Raw genomic sequence first — 14,538 nt, forward strand, 5'->3', positions numbered from 1 at the left:
CCATTAGTAATAGAAATGAGTTATATTTTTTTAGTTTAATTGTAACTGTTTTGGTTACAATTAAAAAGAGAACATAAAACAACCAAAAAATGTAAAAACTTTTAAATAGCAACAAGAGAAAGGAGACGGGAACTTTGAAACGGTTTAAGTTTTATATGATTAGCGGTATTGTGCTCGTTTTGTTAATTGTTTGTAACTTCGTTGATAAGCCGATTGCGAAGGTTGGAGAAGTGAAAGATACTGTTATGATGAAGCTGAATACGAAAGAGAGTATGGCGCAAATTGATGGGCAGACGATTTATTTTAAACAAATTGGTGAGGGGAAACCTCCTTTACTTATGCTGCATGGGTTTGGTGGTTCTTCTGATGGATTTAGTGATATTTATCCGGAACTAGCGCGAGACCATACGATTATTGCGGTTGATATTTTAGGGTTTGGGCGTTCTTCTAAGCCAGTTGATTTTCAGTATTCGTTTCCTGCGCAAGTGAATTTATATTATAAGTTAATGAAGAAGCTCGGATACGATCAGTTTGCAGTGCTCGGCCATTCAATGGGCGGAGAGATGTCCCTTAATTTAGCGTATTTATATCCGGATGCAGTGACGCATCTCATCTTGGCGGATGCTACAGGGATAGAGTCTTTCCAACAAAAAGAAAGTTATGAAGTACCACCGCTATCGACGGACTTACAAACTGTAACTGAGATTACGAAGTATAATAAAAGTGAAGTGAAAAATAGTCGTGATGATAAAGAGCATTATGATCAGCTTACGAAAATGAGAGAGCGCCGCATTGCGATGGAAGCTGATAAAATTAAGGTACCGACTTTAATTGTATGGGGACGACACGATAAAAGTGTTTCTTGGAAAAATGGTGAACTGTATCATGAGCTATTTGCGAATAGCACGTTCCACATTATTGAAAAAGGATACCACGCACCGTTTCGTCAAGAACCAATTGAGTTTATGGAATATGTACAAGCATTTTTCGCGAAGCATCCACAATAAAAATTTTAAGCATAAATCCACTTCTTTCCTCATAAAGTGAAACTAATAAGGCTTGTCTAAGGAAAGGAATGAAGTAGAGTGGAAACTTTACCATGGTGGGTGTATCTTGTAATTGTTGGGATTGTACTAAGTGGCTACATGGTTTTATATACTTCGAAAAAAGAGCAAGATATGGATAATGAGTTTATCGAAAAAGAAGGCGAAGTATATATGAAGCGCTTAGAAGAAGAGCGCGAGAAACGTAATCAGGATAGTGATAAGGATTCTGTATTGCTTTAATAGAAATTTTGAAAGGTTACCACTTAGTAGAAATTATTGCCTAGGTGGTAGCTTTTTTCTTTTGAGGGAGCGGTATATGGTTCATCCACAATCTAGATATTAGAAGATAAGGAAAGATACTATTTTTCCTTAAGCTGAGAAGTTAACAATTTATTGTTAGCTTCTTTTCTTTGTGATTAAAATTTTCTTTTAAGGACTACATAAATCCTTTTGACCAAATATGTAATTCTTTGTAAAATGTTATATATGGAAATATTATGAATATACAGGAAATCTATGGGTAGTAGATTTTAATAAATTACTCGGGGGGAAATTTATTAATTAAGTATATTAACTTTTTCACATTAAATTTTACAACTAAAGGGGTAGTAGTAATCATGAAGGCAAAGAAATTAGTAAGTTTAGCATTACCAGTTATGTTATTGAGCGGTTGTATTACAATTGAAACTGATGGTAAGAAAGCTGAAACAAAGAAAGAAGAGACGCAAAAGGTAGAGAAAGAGAATAAGACTTCTGAAAAAGAGAGTAAGTCAACTGATAGCAAGAAAGAGGATAGCTTATCTGTAGCGAAAGGTGAAGGTACAAACAGTAGTTCATCAAGTAGTCAACCAAGTTCTTCTTCAACTTCTTCACCTGGTAAGGTAACTGGTTCAGATGTTGAAAGGTACAAGGCAGATATCATAAATAGTGCTACTCAAATTGAAGATACAATGAAATTAATTGAAGGAATAGCAGATTCAGACGTAAAATCATACAAACAAAAGAAAAGTGAAGTACAACTAAGTTTAGGTGGAGCAAAGGCAACAACGAAGAAACTGAAGAATTTACAAGCGCCCCCTGAGTTACAGGGAGAACAGGCGAAGATAAAGCAATCGATGGAACTGTATGCGGATTGTTTTCAACTTCTCTTTGATGCATTGGACCAAGAAGACGAAAGTAAAATGCATCAATCAGTAAGTAAAGCACAAGAAGGTTCGAAACTGTTTGAAGAGGCAGCGAAGAGTATCGGTAGTAAAACTAACTAAGAATACATTAATGTAAGGGGTATGAGGTATGAAAGTGAAGAAACTAATAGCTGCTGCAGTTTCAGTTACAGTTACATTGTTAATATCGTGACTTTATTTCAAACTCGCCTGCTACTTAATATATTTTTACTACATATAGAAAAGAAACCCTAACTTCATTTTTTATAGTGAATTTAGATTAATTACGAAGTAGTAATATTGAAGAATTATGAGATCGTTTTAAAAGCATTTCATTTAGTAGAGGAAGAACCAAATGGATGCTGTTAGCTACCACAAAAAGCCAATGTGCATATGCGAATGGAGACAAAGACAGGCCATAATATAGGAAAAATCTATATTATGGCCTGTTTTTATATGTACTTTGGTTTTCTTGAGTATATGTATTTTTAGATAATCAAATAGATTAACGTAAAAATGAAAATGTAATTGATTTTTACTAGAGAGTAATTTATATTTAAATAATATAATATATAGTTTTAACATTATCAGGAGGGATGTATTATGAAAAAAGTAAATTTCTTAATTTAACAACGGCCGCCACACTAAGTTTAAGCCTTTTATTCACAGGAGCTGTATCCGCCGCTACTGAAGAAAATTTCAGTCCAAAACAAATTAGTTTAGATAAAGCTACATCTGAAAAAATTGATATGTATCAACTAAATCAAATTCAAGATACATTTACAAAAAACACTGAAAATCAGGTAACTTTTTATTGGAAAAATACACAAGGTATAGAGGAAGCAATTGATCTATCTGTTCGAACAGATGCTAGAGGAAATATAACTTCCGTAAACGAAGTCACTACACATGACAACCTAGTTGATTCTCTAGTTAAAAAGAAAAAACCAGGGAAACCAGGGAAAGGTTCGAGTCCAAAGGTACCATATAAATTAAATGGTGGAACAAATAAATCTAACTTTATTAACGAACACGCTTATAATAGACATAAATATAATCCAAAAGAAAAATCTACTTCTAGCAAAACTCAGTATGGTCGAGATGTTGACGTGAAGAAGTTAAGGGAGGAAACAATGCATAATTATGAAAATAAGTGGAGTCAAACGGATAACAAGGGTAACAGAACAACAACTTATGCTAAACAATTTGATGGTAATATAAGCACTTCTGATTCATCAACAAGTCATCATAGGGTTATAATCAATCATTCTGACTCATCAAGAAGTACACAATTCCCATTGTACTTAAAGAACTAACATGAATACAAAAAAATTTCAAACCTATGTGGCGTTGTCAACAAAAGACTGGAGTGCTGAAACATTTGTAAGAACCTTAGAAGAGATTGTATCTTCGGCAAAAGAATATGAAAATGATTATATTGAAGTCCATCAAGTACTAGAAATGGTAGTAACAGAAGTTGAAGTTGAGTATGTAATCATTCTAAATCATACGAGAAACTTAGATGATTTGGGGAAATACCTTAAATAATAATTTTTAAATACTGTTTATAAAAAGGAATGCTGTTCTATTTGGATAGAATGGTATTCCTTTTTGTCGCTGTTAATAATATAAGGGATTTTGATATGGAATTTTAAAAAGAGAGTGTTAATATTGGCCCTCTAAAAAAGGGTGTAATCAGTATGACAAAGGAAAGACTTTTGGACACTTTACGTAAAAAAAAGAAAACGCCCTCTGTTAATCTTTCTGAAACAGAGGGCGTTTTTTGCATTTTACTTAAAGTTTTTGTTGTCCATCTTCTGTTTTAAATAGTAATGGGTAGTAGACTGTTAGAGCGAAAATTGCCGAATCTATAGTAAAAGTAACCATTCAAAGCCCAATTCATACACTATGATGGAGGCTTTTTACTTCATAACCGGATGAAAAAGGAGTGTAATCATGAAGAAACGTACTGTTAATGAAGCAGGAGGGAATGTGCCACAACCAATCCGCAGCGACGGAGCAGGGGCGATTGATTCTGGACCTCGTAATGTTATGCGGGATATTCAAAATCCGAATATGCTTGTTCCGCCTATAACGGATGCAGGGTTAGTTCCTAACTTGAAGTTTTCATTCTCGGACACTTCTATGATTTTGAAACAAGGGGGGTGGTCTCGGGAGATTACTGTTCGAGAACTACCGGTTTCGACGACGATTGCAGGAGTAAATATGAGTTTAACGGCCGGTGGAGTACGAGAACTACATTGGCATAAAGAAGCGGAATGGGCGTATATGCTTTTAGGACGGGCACGCATAACGGCTGTTGATCAAAATGGACGGAATTTTATTGCTGATGTTGGACCAGGTGATCTTTGGTATTTTCCGCCTGGTATTCCGCATTCCATTCAAGGATTGGAACATTGTGAATTTCTACTCGTTTTCGATGATGGGCATTTTTCTGATTTATCTACTTTAGCTATTTCTGATTGGTTTGCGCATACGCCAAAAGAGGTGTTGTCGGCTAATTTTGGAGTACCTGAGAGTGCTTTTCGTTCTATCCCTTCAGATCAAGTTTATATTTATCAAGGAGAGGTGCCAGGTTCCCTTGAAAGTCAGGAAGTTCAATCACCGAAAGGAGAAGTTCCTTTAACATTTAAACATGAATTGTTAAAACAAAAGCCGATTAAGACGCCTGGTGGTAGCGTTCGAATTGTAGATTCCACAAATTTCCCTATTTCCAAAACAATCGCAGCAGCGCTCGTTGAGGTTGAGCCTGGTGGAATGAGAGAACTTCATTGGCACCCGAATAATGATGAATGGCAATATTATTTGACAGGGGAAGCGAGAATGACTGTGTTTCTTGGAAATGGTACCGCTCGTACATTTGATTATAGAGCTGGCGATGTCGGATATGTACCGTTTGCGACGGGGCATTATATTCAAAATACAGGTACCGAAACATTATGGTTTTTAGAGATGTTCAGAAGCAATCGTTTTGAAGATGTATCGTTAAATCAATGGATGGCACTGACTCCTAAAGAAATAGTGGAGAGTAATATACATGTTGGCCCGCAAGTAATGGATTCTCTGCGTAAGGAGAAGTGGCCTGTTGTGAAATATCCGGGGTTTTCATATAGTCCGAAAAATGATGAGTAAAAATGAAAATTTGCGTTATTCTTTCTGGAGACTGATAAGAAGGGATGGCGTATTTTTTATGCCTAATCCAGTCTTTATCCCGCTATTTGCCGGGCAGTAAGACCTACCTCAAAATTCAGCGGAATCAAAGAAGTTAGGTGGGGCGCGGGCTGTCCGTAAAAGCCCGATTAGTGAGGGCTGATTAAAGTTTCACTTTATTAGTATCCGTCCCTTGTATTATTGTTCGGGAAATTATTATTGGAGCATAGTATAGGGAAGATACATATAAAAGAGCGCCATTATAAGCTGTAACGTATAAGTTGTGCAGGAAATGCAACAATAACTCGCTTTACTCTTCATCATTTATTTGAACATAATGGGCATAGAGAGGTGATAAACACAGTATGATTTTTAGTGAGCGTTTAAAAGAAGAAAGGGAAAAAAGAAATTGGTCGCAAAATGATTTGGCTGAAAAACTTCATGTGAGCAGGCAATCTGTTTCGAAATGGGAGACGGGAAAGAACTATCCGAGCATTGAAATTATTATTCATTTAAGTGATCTGTTCGGTATTACAATTGATGAACTGCTAAGGAGTGATGAAGAATTGACGCAGAAAATAATTGAAGATAGTAAGCAATTGGCGTATCCAAAATGGAAGGTGTTTTTTGATAGTCTATTTATGATAGGAGTATTTTTGTTTATTGCAAAAATCGTTGTATGGATGCTAAATAAGTTTGCTGGAGCAAGTATTACAATTGTAGCAGATGCGCCATATGTAATGAATCTTTTGCCCCTTGTATTCATGATTATAGGTGGTATAGGTTCTGATAAGTTGAAGAAAATATATAGATAAGAGAAAGATTTGAAAGAAATCCCCGACACTAGCTGTTCTTTTCACTTAAATTGTGTACTATAAAGGATAGGATGACATAAAGAAGGGGACGTATAGAATGGAATTTCATGAACAGAAAATTTTGCCGGCAGTGAGGCAAATTAAAGATTTGGAAAAGCTATTACATAGTTCGTATGAATATATCGTTATTTTAGATATTCATGTCGGCCAATTGAAGAGTGTTATATCACTTGCGAAGCAATATTGTAAAAAGGTATTTTTACATGTGGATTTAATTCATGGTTTGCAGAGTGATGGGCATGCGACGGAATATTTATGTCAGGAGTTTAGACCGTACGGGTTACTTTCAACAAAGGCGAGCGTTATTATGAAGGCGAAGCAAAAAGGTGTTGTGGCAATACAACGCATCTTTTTAATCGATTCGAGTGCGATGGAGAAGAGCTGCAATCTTTTAGATAAGACGAAACCGGATTATATTGAGGTACTTCCTGGAGCATTAACGGATGTTATCGCTGAAGTGAAAGAGCGTACTGGTGTACCGATTTTAGCAGGTGGTTTTATTCGTACTGTAGAAGATGTGGAAAGAGCATTAAATGCTGGTGCGACAGCAATTACGACATCAAAACGTGAACTATGGAAACATTACCAAAAAAAGTGACGAAAATGTGAATTTTTTCGTTGACACCGCTTTCATTTACGGTTAACATTATAGACAAGTTAATAAACGTGACGGAGAAAAGTAGAGATCCACATTTCATTGTTTCTATATAAATTTATATAGAAGCGTGCAAGCTGTGGGTCTTTTTCTTTTGACAAAAACGAATGGCCATTCATTTTACCTCTATCACATTTGAAAGCGTTTAAATTGATTGTGGAGGGATACTATGTCAGCATTTTTAGGAGAGTTAATAGGGACTGCGTTGTTAATCGTACTTGGTGGCGGCGTTTGTGCTGGTGTAAGTTTAAAGAAATCGTTTGCGAAAGATTCAGGTTGGATTGTTATTACAATGGGCTGGGGCTTAGCAGTAGCGGTTGCAGCGTATGCGGTTGGATCAATTAGTGGGGCACATTTGAATCCAGCTTTAACGATAGGATTAGCATTTAAGGGAGCGTTCCCATGGAGCGACGTACCAGGTTATATCGTAGCACAAATGATTGGGGCAATTATCGGGGCAGTTATCGTATATTTACATTACTTACCACACTGGAAAGAAACAGAAGATCCAGGAACAAAGTTAGGTGTATTTGCAACAGGTCCAGCAATTCCGAACACATTTGCAAACCTTTTAAGTGAAATGATTGGAACATTCGTTTTAGTATTTGGTATATTAGCAATTGGTGCAAATAAATTTGCAGATGGATTAAATCCATTTATCGTAGGTTTCTTAATTGTAAGTATTGGTTTATCATTAGGTGGGACAACAGGATACGCAATTAACCCAGCGCGTGATTTAGGTCCGCGTATCGCACACTTCTTCCTTCCGATTGCAGGAAAAGGCGGTTCAAACTGGAAGTATGCATGGATTCCAGTAGTTGGTCCAATTTTAGGTGGATCACTTGCAGGTTTATTCCATCAAGTTGTATTTGAAGGAAAACAAAATTCAGCACTTATTTATGTGATTATCGCAACTGTGATTGTACTAGCAATCTCTTATATGACAAGTAAAAAAAGCGGAAGCAATACAAATAGTAGAAAAGTAGCATAAGGGGGAAACCGATATGAAAAAATATATTCTTTCATTAGACCAAGGAACAACAAGCTCACGCGCAATTCTTTTCAATAAAAAAGGTGAAATTGTTCATTCAGCTCAAAAAGAGTTTACACAACATTTTCCAAAGCCAGGCTGGGTAGAGCATAATGCACAAGAAATTTGGGGATCTATTTTAGCAGTTATCGCAACCTGCTTAAGCGAAGCGGATGTAAAACCAGAACAAATCGCTGGTATCGGTATTACGAACCAACGTGAAACAACGGTTGTATGGGATAAAACAACTAGTAAACCAATTTACAACGCAATCGTATGGCAATCTCGCCAAACAGCTGAAATTTGTGATGAGTTAAAAGAAAAAGGTTATAGCGAAATGGTTCGCGAAAAAACAGGTCTTTTAATTGATGCATACTTCTCTGGTACGAAAGTAAAATGGATTTTAGATAACGTTGAAGGTGCAAGAGAAAAAGCAGAAAACGGCGATCTATTATTCGGAACAATTGATTCGTGGCTTGTATGGAAACTATCTGGTGGTAAAGCACACGTAACAGATTACTCAAACGCATCACGTACGTTAATGTTTAACATTCACGACTTACAGTGGGATGATGAGCTTCTAGAAATGTTAACAGTACCAAAGAGCATGCTTCCAGAAGTGCGTCCATCATCTGAAATTTACGGAGAAACAATTGATTACCACTTCTTCGGCCAAAATGTACCGATTGCAGGTGTAGCTGGTGACCAACAAGCAGCATTATTTGGACAAGCTTGTTTCGGTGAAGGTATGGCGAAAAATACTTACGGAACTGGTTGTTTCATGTTAATGAACACTGGTGAAAAAGCAGTAGCGTCTGAGCACGGTCTATTAACAACAATTGCATGGGGAATAGATGGTAAAGTAAACTACGCATTAGAAGGAAGTATTTTCGTAGCGGGTTCTGCAATTCAATGGTTACGCGACGGAATGCGCATGTTTAAAGATGCAAGTGAGAGTGAAGTGTACGCAAATCGCGTTGAATCAACTGACGGTGTATACGTTGTACCAGCATTCGTTGGACTAGGAACACCTTATTGGGATAGTGAAGTACGCGGCGCTATGTTTGGTGTAACGCGCGGTACGACGAAAGAGCATTTCATTCGTGCAACGCTAGAATCTTTAGCTTACCAAACGAAAGATGTATTATGCGCAATGGAAGCAGATTCAGGTATTGAGCTGAAAACATTACGCGTTGATGGCGGAGCGGTTAAAAATAACTTCTTAATGAAGTTCCAAAGTGATATTTTAGATGTTCCTGTAGAGCGTCCAGTAATCAACGAAACAACGGCTCTAGGTGCAGCATACTTAGCTGGTCTTGCGGTTGGATATTGGAAAAACCAAGATGAAATTAAAGAACAGTGGCATATGGACAAACGCTTTGAACCAACGATGGAAGCGAAAACAAGTGAAGAGCTATATGCTGGATGGAAAAAAGCAATTGAAGCAACAAAAGCTTTCAAATAATCATAAACAGTGTTATAATGGTGACAAGTTAATAATTCGGTAGGAGATTTGGAGAGACCACAACGCGCTATAGAGGCGAAATCTATAGCGGAGTTTGTGGTCTCTTTTTTCGTTATCAAAGGGAGGAATTACCATGAAATTTTCAAGTAAACAACGTAAAGACGTATTAAACGGAGTAAATAAACAAGAGTTAGATGTGATCGTAATTGGTGGAGGTATTACTGGTTCTGGTATTGCATTAGATGGAGCAACACGCGGGTTATCAACAATTGTGTTTGAAATGCAGGACTTTGCAGCAGGTACATCAAGTCGTTCAACGAAGCTTGTACACGGTGGTCTACGTTATTTAAAACAACTTGAAGTGAAAATGGTAGCAGAGGTGGGGAAAGAGCGTGCGATCGTATATGAGAACGGTCCCCATGTAACAACACCAGAGTGGATGTTACTTCCGTTCCATACAGGCGGTACGTTCGGATCATTTAGTACATCAATTGGTCTTCGTGTATACGACTTCTTAGCAGGTGTAAAACGAAGCGAGCGCAGAAAGATGTTTAACCGTGAAGAAACGCTAAACAAAGAGCCTCTTGTAAAAAAAGAAGGATTAAAAGGCGGCGGTTACTACGTAGAATATCGTACAGATGATGCGCGTCTTACAATTGAAGTAATGAAAGAAGCAATTGAGCACGGCGCAAAAGCTGTTAACTACGCAAAAGTAGATAGTTTCTTATATAAAGATGGAAAAGTATGTGGTGTACGTGTAATCGATTTACTAGACGGAGAAGTATACGAAGTTTACGGTAAGAAAATTGTAAACGCAGCTGGCCCTTGGGTAGATACACTTCGTGAAAAAGATAACTCGAAAAAAGGAAAAGTACTTCAGTTATCAAAAGGTGTTCACTTAGTAATTGATCAAAAACGTTTCCCATTAGGTCAAGCGATTTACTTCGATACACCAGATAAACGTATGGTGTTCGCGATTCCTCGCGGAGGAAAAACATACGTAGGTACAACAGATACGTTCTATGATAAAGACGCAGCTGTACCACAAATGACAACAGAAGATCGCACATACATCATTAATGCGATTAACTACATGTTCCCAAGCGTGAAAATTACAGAGAAAGACATTGAATCAAGCTGGGCTGGTGTTCGTCCGTTAATTTATGAAGAAGGTAAGAGCGCATCTGAAATTTCTCGTAAAGATGAAATTTGGACTTCTGAATCTGGTTTAATTACAATCGCAGGTGGTAAATTAACTGGATACCGCAAAATGGCTGAAATGGTAGTAGACTACGTAACGAACTTACTACAAAAAGAAGGTCATAGCGCATATCCGAAGAGCACAACGAAACATATGCCAATCTCTGGTGGACATGTAGATGGTTCACACGGATTCCCAGCATTCGTTGCGAAAAAAGCTGGCGAAGGTACGAAATATGGTTTAACAACAGCACAAGCAGAAGAATTCGCGAAATTCTACGGCTCTAACGTTGACGTACTATTTGATTTAGCGAAAAAACATAAAGACGAAGCGAAAGAATACAACATGCCACTAGACGTTCTAATCCCGCTTGTATACGCAATGGATTACGAAATGACAGCAAAACCAGTTGACTTCTTCGTACGCCGCAGAGGCGCTGTATTCTTCAACATCCACTGGGTATACGAGTGGAAAGAAGCAGTAATCAACTACATGGCTGCGAAACTAGGCTGGAGTAAAGAAGAGCAAATGAAATACACAGCTGAATTAGAAAAAGCATTAACAGACGCTGTAATTCCTGTAGATCAACAAGAACAGGCAGCTGCGTTAGCGTAAAATAGAGAACCACCTGAAGGGGAGCCTTTAGGTGGTTTTTGTTTTATTATGCACGCACTAAAACCGTGATTATAAGTAAATAGAGTGTATTAATTTTATTTTGAATATTAAGGTTTCTAATGGGTTTATAAGCTTTTTTGCATAAAATAAAAAAAGACAGAACACTCATGAATTTCTGTCTTGTACAACCATACTTCTATGGTGGTAGTAGATGTGGTTATTGAACAATCAAATCAACAATTTAATTGAGAACCGCCCTTACCTTTTTCGCAAGCAGGGTGTTTTTCACTTTTTGTACCGCACGAAATCATTAAAACGATATGTGAAGTAACAAAGAACAAGAAGGAAACGTATGTTTCAAACGGGGACAGTTAAAATTAAATAAATTTCCATCAAAGAACACTCTTCTATTTTGTACTAGATGATTAGAAGAATTTTTATATTTGAAAATTATAATTAAGTGGGAGTATTCGGATTCTCTTCTGTCAGAATCTTTAGATAGATGTATCTCTAAAGGGAATTTTAATTTATTTATCCATATATAAAAAATTGCATATTGGAAATTATGTGGAACTTATATACAAATTTTGGTTTGTATTGTAATATCAAGATGTCGCTAATGGAAAAAGTAAAAAAACATATTTTTTGTAAAAATATGTTTTGTGTTGTGAAATATAAATGGCAGGAAAATGGAGTTGATTAATTGGATATTTCGGTAAATAAAGATGTAATTGTATATGAAGAAAATAATGAAATTATTCTAGTGAATATGATTAAAAATAATTTCTATGCATTAGATCACACAGGATCTGAGATTTGGAAGAAAATCGAACTTCTATCAGAAGTAACAAAGATAATTGACTCTATATTTCAAGAGTTTGATGGCGAAAGAGAAGTTATTAAGAATGAAATAATGGATTTTATTTTTAATTTAGAGAAGGCAGGGGTAATTGAGATTGATAAGTAAGTTTAAGAATTTGAATACATACATATACTTGTTAGTATTATTAGTAAAATTCGACATGGAATTATCAAGAAATGGATTTAATAATACATTTAAAAGATATGCATATAAATATCTTAATATAAGGGATGTAAAATGGGACAAGGAATCTATAGAAAAAACTAAAAGTGAAATCGAAAGAATATTCCATATATTAGATGTTGTTTGTGTTTGGTATCCAAGAAAGGCCGATTGCATACATAAAACTTTACTAGGCTATAAAATTATTAGAAAAAATTTCGCAATACCAGTTGAGATGGTTATAGGGATTAAAAAATTTCCTTTTGAGGCTCACGCATGGTTACAGTGCAATGGTGATAATTTTTTTGATGACCAAGAAGAAACAAGTCGATATAACATTATATTGGATTCGAGGGAATTAAAGAAGGAGGATTTAAAATGAAATGGTTTTTGGTATCCGTTTCTTCTAAGGAAAAAGATTTTAAAAATCTAAGTATAAAGAATACTATTTTTGATGAATTTAAAATAAAAGTTGAAGAAAATTATGGAATGAAAAATCATTTTGAATTTTTTGCCGCCAATAGCCATAAGAATATAAACACTAAATTTGAATTTGGTGACATATTAATTATTGGGGATATTGTATTACATAACAAAAGAGAGCTTATAAGGAAATATAATCTTTCAATATCGTTAGATGAAGACGTAGAAAGTGAATATATCATTAGTTATTTATACAAAGAAAAAGGGATTGAATTTATAAAAGATTTGGTAGGCGAATTCTCATTTGTACTGTATGATCAAGCGAAGCAAAAAACATTTGCAGTAAGAGATCATATAGGGGTGAAAACTTTATTTTGGGTTAAGCATAAGGATGAATACGTTTTAGCAAGTGATATTTTCTTATTAAAGAGTTACTTTGATTTTAAAGATATAAATTATAACTATTTCAAAGAATTTCATGAGAGAAACGGAATAATTGATACAACAGATACACCCTATAATAATATTTTTAGAATCCCTAGTGGATGTTATTTAAACATAAATCAGGACGTATCTAAAGTGCAAACATATTGGGATTTATCTAAAGTTTCTGGAACAATATTATATAAGACTGAGGAAGATTATTTCAGAAAATTTTCAGATTTATTATTTCAAGCTGTAAAAGATAGGCTAGATAAAGAGGAAGGAAACGCAATAATGTTGAGTGGAGGGATGGATTCTACCTCGTTGTACGCAGCTTCCAAAATTATTGCGAAGGAAGAAAAAAAACTCCATATTTCATCAGTTAGTGCAGTTTTTGATGAATTGAAGAATTGTGATGAAAGAGAATATATTAATGAATTAACTCACAAATATAATGATGAAGGAATATATTTAAATTTAGATAATACATTGATGTTTGAAAAATTCCCTAATGATGACCCTTTTACTTTTGAACCGAATGTAAATTCAATATCTTTTAATTTCACATATAATACTGTGAAAAAATCAGTTGAGAATAACTTAGTTAACATATTGAGTGGCTTCGCGGGTGATCATCTATTAAAAGGTTCCTTACATACAACTCGAGATTTTTTTAATAAAGGACAACTGAAAAAAACATTTTCTTGGATTACTGATTATTCTATAACTACAAATACATCAGCCCTTAAAAATTTTTATAACTGTGTACTATCTCCTGATTTAGCCAAAGAATTTATTGGGAATACAGATAGTAATTATTATAAGTTTATGAATAAAAAAATGAGAAATATTAAACGTTTTCACCAAAAGGAATTATATTACCAAATTACTAATGCTAAAGCGCACTTATATATAGATAGGGTAATAGGTGCTGCAGTAGGTGCAGATATTAGTCATCCGTTTTTAGACAGAAGATTAATCGAATTCGTTTACAAAATCCCCGGTGAATTTAGATTTTCAACTGAAACTACTAAATATATATTAAGAAAATCAATGGAGAAATACTTAACTCCAAATATTGTTAATAAAATTAATAAAACAACTCACTTAGATTATACTTATAAAAGCATTCGAAAGAATTGGGATAAAATATACAGATTAATGGAAAATCCGATGATTGTAGAGAAGCTTAACCTGCTTTCGCATGAAGAGTGGCACGAGGAACTCGCAAAATGGAGAAATGGTCTTGAAAATAGAAAAGATTTTTGGACATTATTTTGTATTGAAATATGGTTTATAAAGTATCAACAAAGGTTAAATCAAAATAATTAGTAGAAAATATATCAAATAAATAACGCAATATTTTTATATATGAAATTAATGTTAACTAATTTTTTGTGAATTTATAATGAATATATTTAATTAAAATTAGTATAAAACTATTGCG

14 protein-coding genes are annotated in these 14,538 nt (G+C 35.1%); all 14 read left to right on the plus strand.

Annotated elements, in window-relative coordinates:
- The first annotated feature begins 134 nt into the window (after nucleotides 1-134).
- The 14 genes from MHH55_RS21485 (at nucleotide 135) to MHH55_RS21550 (ending at nucleotide 14,423) form a co-directional block, all read left to right on the plus strand.
- The gene (locus tag MHH55_RS21485; RefSeq protein ID WP_130055552.1) at nucleotides 135-1,007 is read left to right on the plus strand and encodes an alpha/beta fold hydrolase; all 873 of its coding nucleotides are present in this window, start codon (nucleotides 135-137) and stop codon (nucleotides 1,005-1,007) included.
- 78 nt (nucleotides 1,008-1,085) lie between these two features.
- Nucleotides 1,086-1,286 carry a sporulation YhaL family protein gene (locus MHH55_RS21490; protein ID WP_000449223.1) on the plus strand — a complete coding sequence of 67 codons (201 nt, stop codon included), beginning with the start codon at nucleotides 1,086-1,088 and terminating at the stop codon, nucleotides 1,284-1,286.
- Between the two features lie 377 nt (nucleotides 1,287-1,663).
- The gene (locus MHH55_RS21495; RefSeq protein ID WP_074555678.1) at nucleotides 1,664-2,311 is read left to right on the plus strand and encodes a DUF7018 domain-containing (lipo)protein; all 648 of its coding nucleotides are present in this window, start codon (nucleotides 1,664-1,666) and stop codon (nucleotides 2,309-2,311) included.
- A 494-nt stretch (nucleotides 2,312-2,805) separates the two neighbouring features.
- A complete protein-coding gene (locus tag MHH55_RS21500; RefSeq protein WP_078186733.1) occupies nucleotides 2,806-3,525 on the plus strand; it encodes a hypothetical protein in 720 nt (239 codons plus the stop codon).
- Between the two features lies 1 nt (nucleotide 3,526).
- Nucleotides 3,527-3,757 (plus strand): hypothetical protein, encoded by a 231-nt coding sequence (locus tag MHH55_RS21505; RefSeq protein ID WP_001093032.1) that lies wholly within the window; start codon nucleotides 3,527-3,529, stop codon nucleotides 3,755-3,757.
- A 408-nt stretch (nucleotides 3,758-4,165) separates the two neighbouring features.
- Nucleotides 4,166-5,362 (plus strand): oxalate decarboxylase family bicupin, encoded by a 1,197-nt coding sequence (locus MHH55_RS21510; protein ID WP_078186734.1) that lies wholly within the window; start codon nucleotides 4,166-4,168, stop codon nucleotides 5,360-5,362.
- A 383-nt stretch (nucleotides 5,363-5,745) separates the two neighbouring features.
- Nucleotides 5,746-6,195 (plus strand): helix-turn-helix domain-containing protein, encoded by a 450-nt coding sequence (locus MHH55_RS21515; RefSeq protein ID WP_078186735.1) that lies wholly within the window; start codon nucleotides 5,746-5,748, stop codon nucleotides 6,193-6,195.
- 97 nt (nucleotides 6,196-6,292) lie between these two features.
- On the plus strand, nucleotides 6,293-6,853 hold the full coding sequence (gene glpP / locus MHH55_RS21520) for a glycerol uptake operon antiterminator GlpP (RefSeq protein ID WP_000394285.1): 561 nt from the start codon (nucleotides 6,293-6,295) through the stop codon (nucleotides 6,851-6,853).
- Between the two features lie 226 nt (nucleotides 6,854-7,079).
- The gene (gene glpF / locus MHH55_RS21525; protein ID WP_001272200.1) at nucleotides 7,080-7,901 is read left to right on the plus strand and encodes a glycerol uptake facilitator protein GlpF; all 822 of its coding nucleotides are present in this window, start codon (nucleotides 7,080-7,082) and stop codon (nucleotides 7,899-7,901) included.
- 13 nt (nucleotides 7,902-7,914) lie between these two features.
- On the plus strand, nucleotides 7,915-9,405 hold the full coding sequence (gene glpK / locus MHH55_RS21530) for a glycerol kinase GlpK (RefSeq protein WP_000760009.1): 1,491 nt from the start codon (nucleotides 7,915-7,917) through the stop codon (nucleotides 9,403-9,405).
- Nucleotides 9,406-9,538: 133 nt separating this feature from the next.
- Nucleotides 9,539-11,221: an aerobic glycerol-3-phosphate dehydrogenase gene (gene glpD / locus MHH55_RS21535; RefSeq protein WP_016122054.1), complete on the plus strand. Its 1,683-nt coding sequence runs from the start codon at nucleotides 9,539-9,541 to the stop codon at nucleotides 11,219-11,221.
- A gap of 703 nt (nucleotides 11,222-11,924) precedes the next feature.
- Entirely contained in the window at nucleotides 11,925-12,188 is a 264-nt protein-coding gene (locus MHH55_RS21540) for a PqqD family protein (protein WP_000355425.1), read from the plus strand.
- Nucleotides 12,178-12,627: a lasso peptide biosynthesis B2 protein gene (locus tag MHH55_RS21545; protein ID WP_254849745.1), complete on the plus strand. Its 450-nt coding sequence runs from the start codon at nucleotides 12,178-12,180 to the stop codon at nucleotides 12,625-12,627. Before MHH55_RS21540 ends, MHH55_RS21545 begins: the two co-directional genes overlap by 11 nt.
- On the plus strand, nucleotides 12,624-14,423 hold the full coding sequence (locus MHH55_RS21550) for an asparagine synthase-related protein (RefSeq protein WP_000870873.1): 1,800 nt from the start codon (nucleotides 12,624-12,626) through the stop codon (nucleotides 14,421-14,423). Before MHH55_RS21545 ends, MHH55_RS21550 begins: the two co-directional genes overlap by 4 nt.
- The last annotated feature ends 115 nt before the right edge of the window (nucleotides 14,424-14,538 follow it).

This window comes from Bacillus sp. FSL K6-2944, assembly GCF_038005385.1.
Lineage (GTDB): Bacteria > Bacillota > Bacilli > Bacillales > Bacillaceae_G > Bacillus_A > Bacillus_A cereus.

Excerpts from the sequence above, each read along its gene's own strand:
- MHH55_RS21495 (WP_074555678.1), top strand. The coding sequence starts at position 1,664 with ATGAAGGCAAAGAAATTAGTAAGTTTAGCATTACCAGTTATGTTATTG.
- MHH55_RS21500 (WP_078186733.1), top strand. The coding sequence starts at position 2,806 with ATGTATTATGAAAAAAGTAAATTTCTTAATTTAACAACGGCCGCCACA.
- MHH55_RS21505 (WP_001093032.1), top strand. The coding sequence starts at position 3,527 with ATGAATACAAAAAAATTTCAAACCTATGTGGCGTTGTCAACAAAAGAC.
- MHH55_RS21510 (WP_078186734.1), top strand. The coding sequence starts at position 4,166 with ATGAAGAAACGTACTGTTAATGAAGCAGGAGGGAATGTGCCACAACCA.
- MHH55_RS21515 (WP_078186735.1), top strand. The coding sequence starts at position 5,746 with ATGATTTTTAGTGAGCGTTTAAAAGAAGAAAGGGAAAAAAGAAATTGG.
- glpP (WP_000394285.1), top strand. The coding sequence starts at position 6,293 with ATGGAATTTCATGAACAGAAAATTTTGCCGGCAGTGAGGCAAATTAAA.
- glpF (WP_001272200.1), top strand. The coding sequence starts at position 7,080 with ATGTCAGCATTTTTAGGAGAGTTAATAGGGACTGCGTTGTTAATCGTA.
- glpK (WP_000760009.1), top strand. The coding sequence starts at position 7,915 with ATGAAAAAATATATTCTTTCATTAGACCAAGGAACAACAAGCTCACGC.
- glpD (WP_016122054.1), top strand. The coding sequence starts at position 9,539 with ATGAAATTTTCAAGTAAACAACGTAAAGACGTATTAAACGGAGTAAAT.
- MHH55_RS21550 (WP_000870873.1), top strand. The coding sequence starts at position 12,624 with ATGAAATGGTTTTTGGTATCCGTTTCTTCTAAGGAAAAAGATTTTAAA.